The organism is Flavobacterium rhizosphaerae (assembly GCF_046000445.1).
Taxonomy (GTDB): Bacteria; Bacteroidota; Bacteroidia; order Flavobacteriales; family Flavobacteriaceae; genus Flavobacterium; species Flavobacterium rhizosphaerae.
In genome coordinates this window covers 34141-53808 of the sequence record NZ_JBELPZ010000019.1, presented here as the reverse complement: position 1 = coordinate 53808, position 19668 = coordinate 34141, and the positions used below count along the sequence as shown (strand labels likewise).

14 protein-coding genes are annotated in these 19668 nt (G+C 40.4%); 1 reads left to right on the top strand and 13 read right to left on the bottom strand.

Annotated features, from left to right (window positions below; translation table 11 throughout):
• Positions 1-4 precede the first annotated feature (4 nt).
• The 6 genes from topB to ABS766_RS14465 all read right to left on the bottom strand — a co-directional run bounded on the left by topB (position 5) and on the right by ABS766_RS14465 (position 6451).
• A complete protein-coding gene (topB, locus tag ABS766_RS14490; RefSeq protein ID WP_408085912.1) occupies positions 5-2053 on the bottom strand; it encodes a type IA DNA topoisomerase in 2049 nt (682 codons plus the stop codon).
• 16 nt (positions 2054-2069) lie between these two features.
• Positions 2070-3443, bottom strand: a complete 1374-nt coding sequence (locus ABS766_RS14485) for a DUF3945 domain-containing protein (protein WP_408085911.1) — start codon at positions 3441-3443, stop codon at positions 2070-2072.
• Positions 3444-3520: 77 nt separating this feature from the next.
• Entirely contained in the window at positions 3521-3829 is a 309-nt protein-coding gene (locus ABS766_RS14480; protein WP_408085910.1) for a helix-turn-helix domain-containing protein, read from the bottom strand.
• 149 nt (positions 3830-3978) lie between these two features.
• A complete protein-coding gene (locus tag ABS766_RS14475; RefSeq protein ID WP_408085909.1) occupies positions 3979-4821 on the bottom strand; it encodes an RteC domain-containing protein in 843 nt (280 codons plus the stop codon).
• 56 nt (positions 4822-4877) lie between these two features.
• Complete coding sequence (locus ABS766_RS14470) at positions 4878-5708, bottom strand: helix-turn-helix domain-containing protein (protein ID WP_408085908.1); 831 nt, start codon at positions 5706-5708, stop codon at positions 4878-4880.
• 59 nt (positions 5709-5767) lie between these two features.
• A complete protein-coding gene (locus ABS766_RS14465) occupies positions 5768-6451 on the bottom strand; it encodes a hypothetical protein (protein ID WP_408085907.1) in 684 nt (227 codons plus the stop codon).
• A 319-nt stretch (positions 6452-6770) separates the two neighbouring features.
• Here ABS766_RS14465 and ABS766_RS14460 point away from each other — a divergent pair, with 319 nt between their 5' ends.
• Positions 6771-8453, top strand: a complete 1683-nt coding sequence (locus tag ABS766_RS14460; RefSeq protein WP_408085906.1) for an AraC family transcriptional regulator — start codon at positions 6771-6773, stop codon at positions 8451-8453.
• Between the two features lie 123 nt (positions 8454-8576).
• Here ABS766_RS14460 and ABS766_RS14455 read toward each other — a convergent pair whose 3' ends face one another.
• The 7 genes from ABS766_RS14455 to ABS766_RS14425 all read right to left on the bottom strand — a co-directional run bounded on the left by ABS766_RS14455 (position 8577) and on the right by ABS766_RS14425 (position 19656).
• Positions 8577-9992 carry a 5-methylcytosine restriction system specificity protein McrC gene (locus tag ABS766_RS14455; RefSeq protein ID WP_408085905.1) on the bottom strand — a complete coding sequence of 472 codons (1416 nt, stop codon included), beginning with the start codon at positions 9990-9992 and terminating at the stop codon, positions 8577-8579.
• Positions 9992-11797, bottom strand: coding sequence for an AAA family ATPase (locus ABS766_RS14450; RefSeq protein ID WP_408085904.1), 1806 nt, complete (start codon positions 11795-11797; stop codon positions 9992-9994). The genes ABS766_RS14455 and ABS766_RS14450 overlap by 1 nt, the downstream gene beginning before the upstream one ends.
• Before the next feature lies 1 nt (position 11798).
• Positions 11799-13130, bottom strand: coding sequence for a restriction endonuclease subunit S (locus ABS766_RS14445; protein WP_408085903.1), 1332 nt, complete (start codon positions 13128-13130; stop codon positions 11799-11801).
• Positions 13123-14739, bottom strand: coding sequence for an HsdM family class I SAM-dependent methyltransferase (locus tag ABS766_RS14440; protein WP_408085902.1), 1617 nt, complete (start codon positions 14737-14739; stop codon positions 13123-13125). The genes ABS766_RS14445 and ABS766_RS14440 overlap by 8 nt, the downstream gene beginning before the upstream one ends.
• A 5-nt stretch (positions 14740-14744) precedes the next feature.
• Positions 14745-17819: a type I restriction endonuclease gene (locus ABS766_RS14435; RefSeq protein ID WP_408085901.1), complete on the bottom strand. Its 3075-nt coding sequence runs from the start codon at positions 17817-17819 to the stop codon at positions 14745-14747.
• Between the two features lie 101 nt (positions 17820-17920).
• Positions 17921-18580 carry a hypothetical protein gene (locus ABS766_RS14430; RefSeq protein ID WP_408085900.1) on the bottom strand — a complete coding sequence of 220 codons (660 nt, stop codon included), beginning with the start codon at positions 18578-18580 and terminating at the stop codon, positions 17921-17923.
• Positions 18581-18771: 191 nt separating this feature from the next.
• Positions 18772-19656, bottom strand: coding sequence for a restriction endonuclease (locus ABS766_RS14425; RefSeq protein ID WP_408085899.1), 885 nt, complete (start codon positions 19654-19656; stop codon positions 18772-18774).
• Between the last annotated feature and the right edge of the window lie 12 nt (positions 19657-19668).

The window sequence follows — 19668 nt, the reverse complement described above, 5'->3', positions numbered from 1 at the left end:
TATACTAAGAGAAATCAAACACAACTTCTGCTTTTTCATTTACAACCAGGCGGGCAGCAAAGGTTTTCCCGGACTTACTCCGTAGCCCTTTTAAAAGCGAAGTTGATTTGTTTACAATAAGGTTCTCCACCTCCCGGGCAACAAGCTGTACTCCACATACCCTGCGCCATTGCATCCAGCCACAGCGGGCATCGGTGCACCTGAGAAGATTTTCATTTACCTCTAAAGTGTGGGCGGTGCATTTGGGACAGGTGAGCTCCGGAATTTCTTCTCTTATTCCCGTAACCGAAAGCAATTCCTCTGTAATAACAGCCGTATATTTTTCGATTTCTTTTTCAAAACGCTCAGCGGAATAGCTGCCTTCCTCAATACAGGACAGTCTGTGTTCCCATGCTGCGGTCATCGCAACAGAGGCAATCTTTTTATCACGGACTATCTCATACACGGTAAGCCCTTTATCCGTAGGCTGTAATGCTTTGCCTTTTCGCTCCATATAGCCTCTTTGAAATAAGGTCTCTATGATTCCTGCCCTTGTTGCAGGGGTTCCAAGCCCTTTGGCCTGTATTGCCTCTTTTAAATCAGCTTCTTCCAGGATATTTCCCGCGCTTTCCATCGCACCCAAAAGGCTGGCTTCTGTATACAGCTGTGGTGGCCTGGTTTCCTTTTCAACAAGCTGCACTTCCTTTATGGGGATTTCATCGCCTTCACGCATCTCAGGCAGCAGGTCCGTGGTGACACTATCGCTGAAATCAGACCTGGCCGCTCGCCAGCCCGGCTCCAGTACCTGCGATGATGTTGCGGTAAACGTATAATGCCGTACCTGGAGTAGAATGGTTGTTACTTCACGTACACAGGACGGGGCAACAGCTTCCACAAGGCGCAGGGCAATGAGCTGGTAAACCAAGTTTTCCTGTGCCGTCAGCGCAGTCGGCAGCCTGCCGGTTACCAGGAGCCCGTGGTGGTCGGTTACCCGGGCAGCATTTACAATATGACGGTTCAGTTCCGAAAACTTGAGCGTTTTAACCGGCTGTTGAAAATCCTGATGGGCAGTAAGCCCCCTGAGTAACCCCGGGATTTCCGGCCAAAGGTCTTCCGTAATGTATTTGCTGCCGGTCCTTGGATAAGTGATGAATTTCTGCTCGTACAGCCGTTGTGCAATTTCCAGCGTCTCTGCTGCTGACAGCCCATATCTGGCGTTGGCGGCTTTCTGAAGCCCCGTAAGGTCAAACAGCAGCGGAGCCGGCTCCGTTTCTTTCTTGGTGGTGACACTGGTCACGGTTGCGACTTTTCGCCTGGATACGGATTCAAATGCTTGCTCTGCGTCAGCGCTTACCTCCCATGTGTTTTCGCCATGGCTCACAAATTCCCTAAAGCCTTTGCTGTGGGTCAGCGCGATAGTCCAGTATTTACTTACACTAAAGTTACAATGCTCCAAAAAGCGTTGGCAGACCAATGCCAGTGTGGGTGTCTGTACCCTGCCCAGGGAATAAATCCCGTAACCTGCGGCCAGGGTGAGTGCCTGGGTGGCGTTGATGCCCACCAGCCAATCGGCATGGCTACGGGCACGGGCAGCGTAATAAAGAGTATCAAAGTGCCCCCCGTCAGATAAATTCTTAAAACCTTTTTGTAATGCGGATTCGGTTAGCGAGCTTATCCACAACCTCCTAAAGGGCTTGCGGCACTTCAGGTAATCATAGATGTAGCGGAAGATAAGCTCACCCTCGCGCCCGGCGTCGGTAGCGACAATGATACTGCTACATTTATCAAACAATTTTTTGATTACCGTTAACTGTCGTGAGCGAGCATCGTTGCTCTTTGAAGCAGTTCCGTTTTTTTCAGCCAATCGGAATGGTTTGGGCAGTATGGGCAGGGCATCTCTATGAAACCCGGAACATCCGTACGCCTCCGGCAATGCAAGGCTGACCAGGTGGCCCAGCGCCCACGTTATAGTATAACCGTTACCTTCAAGGTAGCCATTTTTTTTATCTGTTGCGCCCAGGAGCGCAGCCAGTTCACGGGCCACGCTCGGTTTTTCTGCTAGTACTGTAATCATGCTGCATCGTGTTTGGTTACATTTTCATGCCTCGTCTCTTGGCAGGTGCCTGTTGCTGCTCCTTGGCACCATCGGGTTGTTCCTGCCTTTCTTTTCTCGCCTTACCCTTCGTGGTCGCTTCTGCAGCGGGGGCTTCTTTAGTAGCGGTTTGGGTATTTTTAGTTTCCGGCATGGCCTCTTCTTTGGATTTAGAAGGGTTGTTAAACGAAAAGCCTACCTTACCGCTTTCTTTATTATAGGTAATGTAACCCTGGTATTCCTTATCGTTTTTATCGACAAGCCCGCTGATATAGACCGTTAGGCCGTCCTTTAACTTGTCATATTGTTCGTCAGTAAGGTCTTTACCCCTGAAGGTCCTCGGTGCTTCATCGTACAGTTTCTGTGCAGGTTTTTGGTCACGGTCGAACAGGAATTCGACATAACGTTTGTCGGCATTGAACTGTACCGTAGCATCAAAGGCATCGCCCTTTTTTGAAATCATACCTTCCAGGTGTAGCGGCCTGCCCTCCTGAAGTGTCTGTTTCTGCTGCTCATTCAGCTTAATGCCCTTGATTTCGTCAGGTATCTGCATCCATTCGGCCTTGTAGGCGACAAGCTCGTTCGTTTTTCGGTCAACACTGATAACCGACGGGATAAATTCACTGGTCTTTTGGTTGAACAGATCAACGACCCTTCCCATATTGCCGGTATTCAGGAGGTTTTCCTTATCCTCCTTTGTAAATTCATGCCCAAAGAAAGGATAGTTGAGGTTCGGTTCTTTACGGATGCCATGCATCGCAATCACTACCTGTCCCGCATCGTTCTGTTGGAGGGAAAGCCTCGCATCGAGCTTGGCTACCGCATCGCCCATGGTCAGGGTAAGCGGTATCAGGTTGTCGGTTTTATAACCTTTCAGAAGCGGTTCTATAGCGCCAATTTTTTCCAGGCGTTCTTTGCTAATTCCCAGGTTGGCCAACGATTCCCAATTGACCTGTTCGGGCTGAAAACGGTACTCGTCCGTTTTCCCGTTTGATTCTTGTGTGTCCATACGATTATGATTTATATGTTGATATTCTGAATTAAGCGCGTACTTCGACAGCAGCCGCTGCGCTGCTTTGCCCAAATGGTTGAGGTGCTGCTGGAGTTCCGTGGCGACCTGCCTGCCTTGGACGGAAGGGACACAGAAGAAGTCGAACCGTGTGGGGTCTTTCATCTGGCGCAGGAAATTGGAAAACAGGTTGGTGAAAAAGTCCCCGCTACGGTCGATACGCATAAACTGCGCTTCGCCTTTTTCATCAGGCGGTACTGTTTCAAGCCGTCCGTCTTTCCCCAGCTTTTTTACCACGCTGACCTTGTTGTTCTGCTTGTCCAGTACCAGCAGCATCTCATTCATTTCAGGCTGATGTTCCATGGCATACTGTTTTGGTAACCCTAAACTAAGCAAGTGTATTTCGCAATGCTTACGTTGTCAGTTCCAGGCTGCCTTTGTCACTTCGCGTCGCGCGGTAGCCGCACAGGACTGTGAAAACTCTCGCGGATAAACTGGTGGATGTCGGAGAGCTTGTAATAAAGCTTTCCGCTGATGGTGTAATAGGCGAGTTTGCCTGCTGAGCGGTAGCGCTGCAGCGAACGCGGGCTGATCTTCAGCATCTGTAATACATCCTGGTTGTCCAGCAACTCCTCGCCGTCAATGCTGCTGTGTCGCTGTTCGTTATCCCGGATCCTTTGTGTCAGTAAATCGAAACGTTGCATTACACGTTCCATCCAGGCATTAAATTCCATTCGGTCGATGTTCATAGCTTTACATTTTAAGATTAATACTGTTTCAAAGTTTAGCATTAGTGCGGACCTTCCGTGCCAAGTCCTGCCAATGGGTATATCCTTTTTAACTATTATTAAAAAAAAGCAGCGCCTGTGAGCGCTGCTTGGGTTACAATATCCAACCATTAAAGGTCTTTGTCCATGTAGTGTTCTAGGGAATCTTTAAGTTGCTCCAGGAAAAGTGTCCGGCTTCCGGCACGGTCCTTCATACGGTGGAATGCATGATGGATATCACCCAGCGAGGTTTTGAACAACCACTGGAACACCGTAGTAATCTTTCTGACCCCGATTTTACCGTTGGAAATAACTCCGGTGACGTACAGGGCATAAATAAGTTCAATAAGCGCATTTTTAGTCCCGGTCCATTGAAATTCATCCGGAAAGTCGTTACAACCTTCAGGCAATGTATATTGTGGCTCGATGCGGGTAAGCAGGTAGGCATACAGCAGATCATGCGCGATGATACGTGAGAGCAGGTTGTCGTAATATGTGGAGAACGCGGGGTCAGCTTCAAAATAAGAGCTGTCAATGCCGGTAAAATTTCTCAATTGGCCGCGGGTAAAGAATTCCATGTCGCGGTCGGTACGTCCCGACCGGTAATATCGGAAAAAATCAGGGTCGGAATAGGCCTTATGGTTTCGCTTTAAAAACTTGATTTGCGAGGACAAATATTTGCGGTACATTTTCCCCCCGGATACCGGGCAGGTAGTTTCAATACGGTACACTTCATTGTAAAAGATCAGTTTGCCCAGGACCTGTGGTTTCACAAACTTAAAGAACTCGATCTCTTCAGTAGTAGTAATCTGATCAGTGTTGAGCAGGTGTTCCCTGAGTTTCATTAATATCCCCTGCAAAAGCCCGATCATAACAGCAGCCTGCCCGATAAGGTCACCTGTTATCCTATCGGCTTCATTTTCCTTTGCAGCAATCTCCGCAAGCAGCTTTTTATAAATAGCAGTCTTTACCATGCCTAACAAGATTTACGTTTCTCCCTACTACTTATTGAACAAAAGTACCACGTATATCAGCCAAAGTTTTCCATGCGGTAGGCAGTCGGGCTTACCGATACCTGCTTCTTGAAAAAGCGGCTAAAGCTCCCTGCTGAAGAAAAACCCAGCTGCTCGCTGATTGCCTCTATAGAAAGATCTTCTTTAATCAGCATATATTTGGCTTCGCTAATCAAAATTTCCGATATGCATTGCCCTGCCGTTTTACCGGTAACTTCCTTTACCGATTTGTTCAGGTAACCCTCTGTGACACAAAGAATCCCTGCGTAGAAACCCACCCGGTGCTCTTTTTTATAGTGCTTTAGCAACAGTGTTACAAAACCTTTGGTCAGGGCTTCTTTTCGGGTATAGGCAATATTGGTGCTTTCTGAATTGCCGTACTGCCAACCAGCCTGAAATACAAGCAGGCTGGCTGCGGTAGTAAAAGATGCCAGGGAAAAGCGGACCGGGTTCGTCCTTGCCTGGTAGTAATAAACCAGTAACTTAATAATGTGTACCAGCACCTTGCGGTCGTACTCATCGGGAAACAGCCTTGAGGGGCTCCTGCTTACAAAGGCTTCCAGGAAATGATAGAACATCTTGGTTTCCACGATGAACTGCTGCTGTACTTTCACAAAATAGCAGGATACTTTTTTGGACTTCAAAACCTGGTAGTATTCCCTGCTTACCGCCACAAATAGTTCGCCTGATGTGGAGAGCACTTTCTGGCCATCAACCACGATGCGGAAAATGCCTGACCGCACTAAGAAAATAAGGAAAAAACCGGGGGAGCTGACCCTCGGGCCATTTTCAATAGTCCCTTTAAAAACATAAACCTCTGCCGGAAGCTGTTGTGAAGAAAATGCCATATGGATGATTTGTAGGGTTTATAAATAAGCCCGGCAATATGTACCGGGCTAGAAGGGATTTACAATTGGATTTTTTCAAGTCCTGCAATACTGGTTACTAAAGCACAGGTTACCCCGTCCGCATTGTTTTCAAGCGTTCCGGCCAGCGCGGCAACAATATTGCCGACCGATTTCTCCCAGTCGGTATCTTCACAACAGGAGTGGTACAATGCATAACGTGTTACCGACGTGAGCGACAATAGGACACGCCGGTCGTAAGCGGGCAGGGCCGGGTTGGAAAGCACTCCACTTTCTAGGACGGTGATTTCGTTAAAAGTAGTATCAAAAGGCTGGGCACTTAATCGGTCATAGTCTTCGATTAATCCGGATACTATATTCCTTGCGGCCGTGGACAGTTCTGAGCTGCTCATTATAGAATTGGCGGCAACTTCGGGGTTGTTTACGATAGTTGTAAGGGTGCCCTGCAACGTTGCGGATACAGGCCTACCGGTAAGTATTGTAACAATCTTTATCACAGCGCCATAATCCTTTGGGGCATAGTTGCCGGATTTATAGCTGATAAGAAGGTCTTTATAAGTCTGGCCTACGTCATCATAAGGATTTGCGGCATTGCCGACAGCAAAGCCAGACACTTTCGAATAAGTTGCATCTTGTGCAACAGCATTTAAATGATCGGGTTCATGAGTACATGATGATAAAACAACCGACAAGATACTCATCGGAATTAAGTTTACGCTTTTCATTGGTTTCGTGTTTAAATGTGACTGATTTCTTTTAATCAGTTCATTCATCCGGATGACAAACTGGTCGGGTTGCGGGCAACCCATTTGCTTGTGAATTCAAAAACAAAGCTATGGGCATCGCCAATCCGCAGCAAGCGTATCAGGTTGAGGATTCTGAATATTAACTGTGTAATTTCTGAAATTCCACAGTCTTAAAATGTGTTAAATCATAAACGCATACTGGTATATTGGCTACATTTGACTACCTCAAAACGCTATGTAATTTTACTGCTGCTATTTTCTAAAATGATTGCTGAAAATTAAATTACCGCTGCAAGAAATGGCATTTCATCGCATACCTATTCTATTACTATACTGTGCTATAATCCTTACCTGTCCGGAATCTTATGGGATGTCCGTGCAGGATTCGTTACACTATAAAGACTTCAGGTACCTGTTCTCCGGTATAAGGCGTTCCAAAGAAGAACCTGCCCTGCAGAAAATATACCTGGAGGCATTCCTTGCTAAGGCCAAAGCAGAAAAGGACTGGGAACTCATCGTCAATGGCTATAAGAACTTTGCGGATTATGCCGATGAAAAAATGGCTATCGCTTATGCCGATAGTATGGTGTATGCCGCTAAGCAATCTCAAGATGACAAATTAATAGGATCATCCTATCTTTCAAAAGGGATAGCCTACTATGCCCTTAAAAGGCATGAACTGGCTCTGGAAAATTACCTTTTAGCCAAACCTTATATTGAAAAGTCCGAAGATGAATATTTACAACACAAGCTTAAATACAATATCGCACACGAAAAATATTATCTGGGTAAAAATGAAGAGGCGATCCAGTTGTTTACTTCCTGCCTGCAATACTTTAAGGATACGAATCCCCGTGCATACCTGAATACCCTGCATTCACTGGGATTAGTTTATAATAAGGCTGGTGACTATGGAAAATCCATGGAAATGGTCAACCTGGGCAATAGAGCGGCGGAAACTTTTGGCAACCATAGTATGGACATTTATTTCCTTCACCTTAAAGGCTTAAATGAATATTTCAGGGGAAATTATGCTTCTGCCATAAAATACCTAAAAGAAGCGATTCCGGAAATCAGGGCTAATAATGACCATGGTAATGTTACAGTGGCTAATTTTTATATCGGTAAGAGCCTTTGGGATTTAAAGCGGTACAGGGAAAGCCTGCCGTATCTAAAACAAGTGGATCAGGCACTAATCGATAACAATTATATCCGGCCTGATCTCAGGGAAAGTTTCGAGTTATTAATCGGCTATTATAAAGATAAGAGGGAGCTGAAGAAAGTACTGTATTATGTAGACCAATTACTGGTCGCTGACAGTATCTTAACGATTACCCACGATAAACTGTATGACAATATCCATGTCAATTACGATACAGCGGAACTCCGGCAGGAGAAAGAAAATATTGAGAAGCAACTCAGCCAGGAACTGGCAGATAAGCGACTATTAATTTTAGGTTCTGTGTGCCTGGCTATTATTATTGTTGTACTTTCCGTAACATTGTACAGGCATCGTAGGCGTAACCGTATTTTCCGCGAATTGATGGAAAATAAAAAACCGATTGCTAAACCTGTAAACGACGCACATAAAGAACTACTCATTCCAAAAGAAACAGTAGATAAAATACTTTCCCGGCTGGAAAAATGGAAACAGGCACAGCGGTTTCTGGAACCCAACATTACGCGCGCTTCAATGGCGGTGCATCTGGAAACAAACGTACATTATGTATCCGATGTGATTTTACACTATTACGGTAAAAGCTTTACAGAATATATAAACGACCTGAAGATAGATTATATTATTGAGCAGCTAAAAACCGATAAGCATAAGCGTATGTTTACCCATGACGCATTGGCTAAAGAAGCAGGCTTTAGAACTACGCAAAGTTTTGTTACCGCTTTTAAGGCGAGGGCAGGCATTTCGCCGAATTTCTTTAGTGCGAAGATCAGGAAGGAGATGAATGAAAATGGAAATCTTTAAGCCATGGTACAGTACTATTAAGATAGTGTCCTCAAATTCAACCGTTTCATTTCTTTAAAAGATTCCTCTGAAGTATACTTTTCATTAACATAACAAGCTACATTCAAGGCAATTATAATCCAATCACTTTTTATTAATAGACGGCAACTTTACACCCAGCTTATATACTTTGTAATAGGCTGGTATTTCTTTCAGGTTGCCTGTAATGTTATCAAATGACAAATTATCAATTCCATATTCCATGTCAGGATAGATAATGAGACAATCAATATTTGTATCATTTTTCTTATTGAGATGTAATTGCTTTCTCACCTTATTCAAACGTGCATATCCTGCCACCTGTCGGATGTCGTTATGTATTTGCCCTGTTTTGTAATGGAGCTTGTACTTAGCGTCAACTACCATGTGAAAATTAGATTTTGACACCAAAATATCCAAAGCATTCCCGTAGGTTTTAAATTGGAAATGGATTTCATTTTTATCTGCTGGATTGGCTTCAATCATTTTGCTATAAACATACAATTCAAATAACCGTGGCATATCAATCCAGAATGGTGGTGTTGCAATTTGTTTATTGCTAGTCTCGGTAATATTGTAGGCAAAGCGTTTCAAAATATGACGGCCCGTTTGCAAGGCTTCAGTATAGTCTTTATAAAACGGGTTGTACTTTATCTGTTTCAAGTCATAATCGTTAACCTCATTTGAAATTAACTCAAAAGCGGGACGGCAATAGTCTATAGTATGTTGTATATCCGAATAAATGGTTCCAAAAATAGCTGTATTGTTTTCCACATAGGCCGTCACAAATTGCAGTATCTTTTTTAAAAAGCGGTTTTCTGCATGGTCATAACCAAATTCCTGGTATTCACAATAAGTAGCTGTGAATCGGTTTTTAAATACGTTTTGCTTAATATGCTGCCCAATCAATATTTTACCTTTAACCCTGTTGGTTAGGTTTTGCTGTACCTTATAGTAATTTTTCTTTAATCCTTTGCGGACAATATTTTTAAGTGTCTGTAAAAATCGTACAATCAGGAAAGGGGTAAGCCTGTCGTCCTTCTGTTCAATTTTAATGGTCTTGGCAAGCCAGTCAATCTTAACCAGATCCTTAATTTCTAAGTTACTCTCTTCAACTGACGTTACCTGCAATAACATGCTTAGGTAATCCAGTTCAAATATAGAACTACCAACTTCTTCAGACTTTTTTTGCTTTGCGCTATCATCGGGATCATGTTCGCTTTTTTTATCAAACAGTTTAGCGTACTTGCTGTTTATCTTGGGTTCTACATACATGTACCTGCCTGTTTTTCCAAGCCAGTCAAGCCCGATACAGTAGTCTGCTTTCAGCTCATAATCTGATCCTTTCTTCTTATAAAGAAAGCAATGACTGCTATCGTTGAAAGACTTGGAAACTACTGATTCAAACAGTTTAAGTTTAGAAGTATTAATTATTACTTCGCTTTCCTCTTTAGGTTGTGACTCTTCATCATCTGCAAAGCGAATGTATAGGCTTTTATGTTCGGATAAGCGGATACCCATTAAATTGATGAATTTAATTCTTCAATTGTTTGTTTAATATTTTCTCCAACTAAAACGCCATCTTTTACATATTCAAGTAAGATCGGCTTGATTTCGTATTCAAGGCGGAATTTAAAATCGATAGGTTTAGTTTTATCTTCATTGCCATTAGCATCTTTCTCATAATGCTGAATAAAATAAGAATGTCCTAAGGCGACATCTTTGGGCTCAAATTCTCTCGATAAATTATTTGAATGTGTTTTATAATCATCAGTTGTAAATAGGTCTTTTACCGCATGGAACAAATCACCATCAAATTTAATTGTACTATCATTAGTTAAGTCCTGTGGTAGGACATCTACAAATGCAAAGCGCCTGCGGATGGCATAATCAATATGTCCCACAGAACGGTCAGCTGTATTCATTGTACCAATAATATAAAGGTTAGGGGGCAAAATAAGTTTGTTTTTACTTTCGTTTTCAATAGCATACATACTCTCTACGGCCTCTCCTCGATATTCCAGCGCATAGATGAGCTCTCCTAAAACAGATGAAAGGTTAGCCCGGTTAATTTCGTCGACTATAATCACATAGGGCTTTTCTGATATCCTTATCATGTTAGAATTTTCATCGAAAGAGAAATTATTTACTTTCAGGAAGCTATCAAACTTTTCGATTAGGTTTTGATACAAATAATACATTCCGCTGCGAGCTGATTTCGAAAGAATGGTATTTTCTTTAATCTTAACTGCCGGATTTGAAAAATGCAAGCCTATATATCCGTTGATGATATCGGAATCTTTTATTAATACTGAATCGTTTTCATCGCTATACCGATTCACTCGTATAGCATCTATTTCTATTGCAATAATTTTGGGCGTATTGCCTTCCTTTATTAAAACTTCTTGATTCTCTAAATCAGTTTCAACTTTATCTTTAAAGATTTGATATTTTTCTCTTATCCAACTCTCCTTAGACACAACTTCAGGCGCTTTTTGAGCATCCAAAAAATTCTTTAAAGCTTTATCAGCGAAATCACCCAAAACTTTATTCTCAGCAATATATAGCATTCCTGCCCCTTCAGGATTAGGCCTAGCAACAATTCCTCGTACAAAATCTTCATAGGTATAACTAGGGTGAAACTGAACAAGTTTGAACTGTTCTATATCTTTTAAATCACCTACATCATTTAATCCTAAGATTTCTTTAGCAATTAATTTGGCTTCTCTAGTTTTTCCTGTTCCTGGTGGACCCTGTAGTATAATTTGCTTTTTATAATTTAAGAGTTTCATAAGAGGTAGCAATTTAGCTTGTAATTCTTTATTTGTAATATACTCAGAAAGAGCTTTAAAAGCATCTGGGATTTTTTGTTGGAGTGTAACTAAAGTGTTATGTAAGCCAAAACTATATTGATCAATATCTGCAAAAGTTGTTGGATTATTATGTGTCTCTAAATCGTGAGATGACGGATGCAATTGTTTAAATATATATTCTATCTCTATACAAGGCTTAATGCCACCATTACTGAAGGTAATTTTTGGACCATTTAAATCATACTTAGATTTTGCTATTGCAACACCATTAAAGTAATTTTTGCCCATTATAAAAATTAAATCGCCTACTTTTAAATTATTTACCCAAGCGTTTATTGACCTTTTACCATCTAACTTATTTATGTCCACTTTAGAATAATCAATTTTACTTTCCAAGTAGTTGATTGATAATAAGTTTGAATTATATAGTATTCCCCATTCATTTGAATCAGCACATCTCCAGATTTTTTTGAAATTTTTCTGAATTAAAAATTGTAATTCTTTAGCTGTCATACTAGATTACCATATAATTTAACTTCTCCTCGCCCTCACCCACAGTAACCTGCCCGTTCATTAACATAGGCAATAACCAATCGCGCAATTGAGCGAGTTCATGGTTTTGTTTAAGGTTTTGCTGCCTTTTTTTTTCAAACAACGAAAGCTTATTATTAAAGTCTTTAATCACTTTTGGAGTTGGTTTTACAATCATGTATGCATTGGTAAAATTTTCAAAAAGCAAGTTTTTAATACCACTTGTCTTACCTTCAAATCCAAATAGTACGTTGTTATCATATGCTTTATTCCAAGCAGATAAAAAGTACATTACCTCATCTTCATCCTTTAGGGAAACGGCTTTACAAAAGTTTGAACAAATAAGAGGGTTTTTAAATCTACTTAAAACTTCTTTGGTAATACATGTTATCCTTCCAGTTGATTGTACTGGACTTCCTCCAGAAATTTCAACAACAAAATCATTAGCAGATAATAATTTATGCTTGTTTTTTTCCAAGATATAGCGAACAGGTGCTTTAATATCGCCTTTGCCATTAATTCCATTAATATCAGCCCCTCTGATACATTCAACCTTAACTGTATAGTTACCTTGCTTTTCCTCTTTACCCCAATCTCCGCTTTTGTCTGAATTAATAAATGATGCTAATGTTTTAACCTCCCACCCCTCAGGAATACCCCTCTTCAACGCTTCATTCCAAACCATTTTACCGCCGGAAGATTTATAAGGCTTGCCGGTAGCATCAGGGAAATCAAACTGTACAAACCAGTAATCATACAGCGTTTTGGCCATCGCCTCAAGCTCTGCATTGATTTTATTGTTCAATTCTATTTTATCATCTAAAGCAGATAAGACTGAAGCTACTTTTTGTTGATTCTTGTCGATTCTTATTTCTAAATTCTCAACAGCTTCTTTAGTTAAAGCATTTCTTGTTCCTCCAACACGACTAATAGTTTCTAAATATTTTTTCTTATAAATCAGATAATATAAAAGAAAATCGGGATCCAAATTCTTTTTAGTCCTCAAGATTGAAACATGCTGGTTAACCCTTGCAGGAAGGATCTCACTTGGCACTTTACATACCCTGGCTATCGAATCTCCGGTAATATTTAATAAAATATCATTTTCAAAGACTTCAACATTTTTTAATTTATTTGCCTGTTCATCATCAATAAAAGCCAAACCATTCTTAGAAAAAGACATATCCAGGACATTTTGACTCCTTATTAATGCGGTTCCGAATTCTTTGTATGACGCCTGACCTCCAGTTGGGGTGGCTCCACTTCCAATTTTCGTAGTTAAATTCTTTAATAAGTCAAATTTTAGCTTACTCATACCTCAAACTCTTTAGCTGTTCCTGAATTTCCTCGTCTAAGGCATTACCTTCTGCAAAAAGTTTTTGGAGACGGCTTTCGAAACCGTTCATTATCTCGGCAAATTCTTCAGCAGTAATATCAACATACTCAATTTTAACCTCAAAATATTGCCCGGCACTAAAGCTGTAGTTTTTTTCTATTACTTGTTCTTTGGTAACCACTACAGCGAGGTCGGGTACAGCCTGTTTGGCATTAAAGGTTTCAATAATGCGGTTTTCCTCTGTAGGAGTTAAAACGGTACGCTGGTTTTTACCTTCCTTAACCGTTTCCCCGAGTTTAGATGCATCCATCAGTACAATATGTTCACTATCGGCTTTCTTGTCTAAAAACAACACCGAAACGTTGGTGCCTGTACTGGCAAAAATATTACTGGGCATACTTACTACACCACGCAACCAGCCGTTGGTTATAAGGCGCTCCCGGATTTTCTTTTCAATACCGCTTTGAGCCGTAATAAAACCGGTTGGCACTACAATAGCTGCCTTTCCGGTATCACTTAACGAGAACATAATGTGTTGGATAAAAAGCAAATAAATAGCCATCGACTCTTTCTTGCTCTTCGGGATGTTTGGGATGCCCGCAAAAAAGCGTTTTTTAAAAGCATCTTTATCTAAATCAGCATGAAAATCAGAGAAATCCAATTTAAATGGTGGATTGGAAACTATAAAATCAAACTTTGTATCTAGATAAGTGGGCTGTGCTATGGTATTGGTCTTGATAATATTTGGTATAGAATGAGTAAGGTTATTCAATACCAGATTCAAACGCAGCATATTGCTCGATTTCTGCGAAATATCTTCCGAATATATGGTACAGTTTTCCTCGCCGATCTCGTGGGCTATACTCATTAATAACGTTCCCGATCCCGCCGATGGATCATATACTTTTGCACTCTTTACTGGCTCAGGCACCATAATCTGCGCCATGATACGGGCAACCGCATGAGGCGTGTAATATTCGGCATACTTCCCGCCACTGTCAGTGTTGTAATCTTTGATCAGATATTCAAAAATGGTAGCAAAGAAATCATATTTCTGCTCAAACATTTCCTCAAAACTAAACTCAAACAGTTTGTTAATTAGTGCTTTGGCAAATGCATCGCGCTGGGAGGAATCTGAAATAAACTGCGTTAAATCGTCAAACAAACTGTCTTTAGCGCCTGAAAAGGATTTAACTGAAAATACTTCGGCGTTTTCAACCGAAACCTGTCTTAGCGTGTCGTCAAACGTTTTACCAAAATCAGAATCATTCTGAATGGTAAACAAATGTGAGATGAGGTGTTGTGGCCTTAACCGGGGAATATTAGGATCTAACGAAGCTACTAAAAATTGATATTCGTCTTCGCTAAGATTGTGTAAGGCCTCTGAGAAATTCTCAGCATCATTTAAAGCTGGCATTTCCTGCTTTACAGCATACCTGAATTTATCATTTAAAAATTTATACAGGAATACCTGGGTAATAATCTTAAATTCGTTTCCATCATTTCCTAAGCCATAGTTAGCACAGACACTTTTTAGGTTATCTATAAGTGCCTTGGTTTTGGTCATGAAGTTAATGTCCTGGGTCATGTGTACTATCTGTATTGATATTGTTGTAAATACTCGTTTACAATTAAGTTGTTAATCGATTCGGTAGTGGGGAAATCCAACGGTATATTTTCTTTCTTTTTAAATTCCTGCACCACCAGTTGCAACAGGTAACGCTTAAAAAAGGCTTCATTTTTCAGCACGTCTTCCTGGCCTTCAAGCTTGGTATCTACCAAGTGCTTCACCTGCATCAACGCTTTATGCAATTGCATTTCCTTAGCGTTTAGCGTTCCTTTTTCAGTAAGCCGTTTATGTATCCGTGCATATTTATCGTCATTTTCATATTTGGCTTTTAGTAAAGCATTTTTACGGTTAAGTTCCTTGGCTCGGTCATAAATCTTTTGCAGTAAATGCATGTTTTCAACCATATCGGCTTGGGAAACCTCGCTTAAATTTTTCTTCTTAAAAATACGCTCCAGTTCTTCGCGCAAACTTACGAATTGCGGATCAATCTGGTCAAAATTATGCTGCAAGGATTCTCTTGTTTTGCGTAAAATATTTTTAAACTCATCAGCTAGCACAAGTTCGCTCTCATCTACTTTGATAAACTGAAAAACGATATCCTCCAAAGCTGTATTGAGCAAATTTGCAGAGGCTTCCTCATTTCCAATACTCTCTAAGAAATTAAGGTTATCCAAACGGTTTTGCGCTTCGGACAACAGCCGGTTCCATATTTCAAAATCAGACACGCCATCCAGCGCTTCGTAACCATTTATGGCTATTATATTTTTGAGTTCTTTTGCTGTACGCAATGCTTTTATTAAGCGTAGTAACTCGTTCTTATCCGTAAGTTGTGCGATTTGCTGTGAAAACAGCTCCCGGTTCTGCGTATCGTAATGAAATAAAGTCTCTTTAATTTCTTGTATTTCCTTCTGGATTTCTTCCTCGGTTTTAAACAGATGGGAATACATCTCCATTTCGTCCCCTAACTGCTCCTGTAACTCATCGAAATAGAGTTTATTGGTACGGTCAAATGCTTTGGAGATATCGGCAAAATCAACCACATATCCGTACTGGTATTTTTTATATGGGCGGTTCACACGGGTTAGCGTCTGTAATAAATTATGGTCCTGAATCACACGCGCTAAGTATAATTTCTTCAATCGCTTTGCATCAAAACCTGTAAGCAGCATATTGTACACAAACAATATATCTACCTTAGCTTTTTTATAGGCTTTAATTAATTCTTTACGGATAGCTTTGTCATTTTCATCATGCAGAATTAAGGCTGCGGTTAACATTGGCTCTTCATGTAAACCGTATTTAGCGGGAGGTTCTGCTGTCATCAAAATGCTGGCATCAGTTTCCTGCACACCATATTTTTCCTGAAATAAACGGAAAAGCTCTTTAGCCTGGTCAGCCGAATCGCAAACTACCATACCACCTAAAGAGGTATCCTGCTGATCTCTTCGAAACTTTATCAGATCATTTGTAATATAATCCAACAGCGGGGCAGCAAATTTAGGGTGCGCATAAATTTGTCGCGTGGTAATATCACCTTGCAGCACTTTGATTTGGTTCATCACTTCTTTCATCTCAATTTTGAAGTTACCTTCAATTTGCTCACGGATAAGCCGAAGGGTGTACCCATCAGCAATGGACATATTGTAATAGTACTTATGGATGTAATTGCCAAATAGCAATTTTGAATCGTAATCTTTAGCTACTTCCTTAAGTAGTGGCGTCCCGGTTAAGGCAATCATAACAGCCGAACGATCAGAATTAATAAGATGCCCCAAATAGCTCCCTTTAGGATTATAGCTTCGGTGGGCTTCGTCTAGAAAATAAACCCGTTGTACATTAATATCGTAATTCAAATCTTTAGCTGAAACCGCATCTTCTGAGAACTTTTGTATATTGACGACAGTGATTTCAGGTTCTCCCGAATCGTTATGTAACGCCCCTACAATCTGCAAGTCTTTAATAAATTCGTCTTTAGAATTTACCTGCTTTACTCTTAATCCACGATTGGCAAATTCCCCGGAAGCCTGGATTAACAAATCCAGCCGGTCTACTATAAAGTAGAATTTAGGGATGACCTGCTTCTTAGCATAATAATCAGTTAGGTATTTTACATTGTAATAAGCCAATGCCGTTTTACCGGAGCCTTGGGTGTGCCAGATGATACCCTTGTTTTGGCCGGACTCTAGTTTCGCTTCGATAGCCTGGGTGGCAAACAACTGCGGGTAGCGCATAATGTGCTTTTGATATGCAACTTTACCATCGGTATCTTCCTGCACATATGCAATAGCATACTTTAATAAAAATTGCAGGCGTACTTTACTAAAAAGCGAAGTTAGGATACGATTCGTTGGAGTATTCTCCTGCTTGTTTGTCAGGTATTCAGGGCTGTTTTTGATAACAATCAGGTTGTTATCTTTCAGCAATTCAATCTCTGTTTTCTCATCAATTGAAAGCAGCTTTTGCTTCACAGGATAATCTTCATCTTCCCTGAAGAAATTGAAATGAACCTGATCGTAAGACGGGGTTCCGTAGAATGCCCCAAAAACTGGGTCAACAATCCCGTCTTCATATTCCATATTGTTTGAGAACACCAGCAACTGAGTGATATTTGCAAAACGGCGGAAGTGCTTATTGGCAAAACGTGTATTGATGCGGTTCCGTTCAGCGATAACACCTTCTTTATTGTGCGGTTTTTTAACCTCAATAAACGCTAAAGGCATTCCATTGATTAAAACGGTAATATCAGGGCGGAACTCTTCATCACCCGTTTTACAGGTTAATTCTGTAGTAACATGAAATTCATTATTGGAAAAATTTGCAAAATCAATTAGTTTGAGGCCTGAGGTAGCTACCAAACGCTCATAAAACTTTTTACCTAGATCTTCGTAATCCAGCTCCAGGTTAATTTCATCTAGTAAGCGCTGCGCTTCTTGCTCCGAAATGCTATTTAGGGCAGCGATTTTCGGAATGAATATAGATGAAAAAATATTATTCTCTTCAGTTCTAATCTGCTGCTTAAAGGGTATATATTTATATCCCAGGCGCATTAAATGCAACAAAGCAGGAATTTTTACCCGGGAATCTTCATTAAACTTCATATAATGAGGGGTTGATTTCCTGTAAAAATAAGGATTTATTGCGTGAAATCATTAACGGAAAATTGGGAGTTGAAAAGGGTAAGTATACAACTACTTTCGAATCAATCAATAAACTTTAAAATTAGACGCGCTACGGAACTGACACAGTCTCTGCAAAACTCTGCAAGCCATTTTTCAGACTGGTTGTCAAAATGCGATTCACTAAATTCATTCCTGGCATTTGAAACGCCATTGGTTATAGTAGGTATTAAGTTAAGTATCTGCTCCGGATATGCTCTATTCTCATCGTTAAGCCGCGTCTTAAGATGATCTCTTACAAGTGTTGATAAGGAATTTAATTTATCTACACATTTATGCTCTGGCAAGTGTTGTTGTACATACGCTTTAAAAATTCCTTCAAGGCAAGTATATGCATAAGTGATAGTAAGATTAAACCTTTCATCAGTTATAGACTTGTCCATATCACGTACGACTTCCTCCAGCTTATTATAATTCCATACATCAGAAGGCACTATTGTTTTAGGAACCTGCTGCGAAAACCTGTATGCCAACTTTTCAAGTTCCGTAATTACCTGTGGACTTGCTCCTAATAAAAGTAGGTCTTCACGAAAATCATCTATAAAAAGATCTTCCTTTTTCCAGTCACTGTAAGTAGTTAGTAAGGTAATGAAAAACGAAAAAAAATCCTTGTAATGGTTCTGGAATATAATATTTAGCGCTATGACGATTGCCTGCTCTGAATCATAAGCTTCTACGTCCATTCCTAGACTATAAAATGTCCTGGCACCTTTTGCGTCGCGATATACAGATTGCCAAAATTCATCTATTTCAAGTTTGACACACATCCTGTGAAAATTATTTGACTTGAGGAATTCACCAAGTTCTAAAGTTTTTAAATCTTCGTGGAGTGCTCTTAGTTTTGAAATAGGTTCAGTCATTTTAATGGTGTATTTTAAAGAAATTTATTTACTGTAAGTGGTAAAAATATTTCCTTATCATTTTCCTGTAGCTCTTTGCCAACCTGGCAGTCTATATCTAAAAAAAATAACTCATTGGCAAATTTTACAATTGTCCTACCTTCAGTATTCCTTTGGACAAGCTTGTTAAAAGCCTCCTCTGGTATTTTACCCTTAAGCTGTAGAAGATTGTCCTTATGAAAATCAAATGTAACAACATAGGAACTGCCTCCATATTCAAGGCCGGAAGACATGCTATACTTATCATTGTCTAATTGGCCTATATGAAATGAAGGTACATTGGGGAAAATTAAGCTCGGGAAATCATCAAAACCGAGTCTTTTAAGGTGAAGTCCGAAATCTTTGCGGATGTTATTTTCTGCATTCGTAAAAACATTATCAGGAAGTAGAAATTCCTTTAACTGGCTCCAGTAGCCAGGTAAGGCGCGGGTAGGGAAATGTAGAAGTGGTTTATCATTATTTATACTGTATAAGGTAAAATAGACACCATTACACAGTACAAAATAGCTTACACGAACTTCACTATGTATTGCGTAAGAATAAGCCTGTTCTACATGAACCGAATTAACTGTTGATTCTGATGGAGATTTTGCATCCATTATCCAGGCAGGCTTCCCGTTGACTTCAAAAAGGTAATCAGGTATAATGTAAATATTCTTACGTTGTGAACCTATAGACACATAGGGATGCAGCAGTTTTCTGCTCCTGATAATCTGATTAGGCAACCCTGCAGAATAGCCTAATCCTTTAATTATAGGTACAATGATTTCTTCCCGTACGGAATCCTCTTTAAATTCTGGATGATTTAATAAATCAAAATCAAATTCCTCCAGTATATTGTCCAGTTTATGTGTCTTCATTTAACTAATATC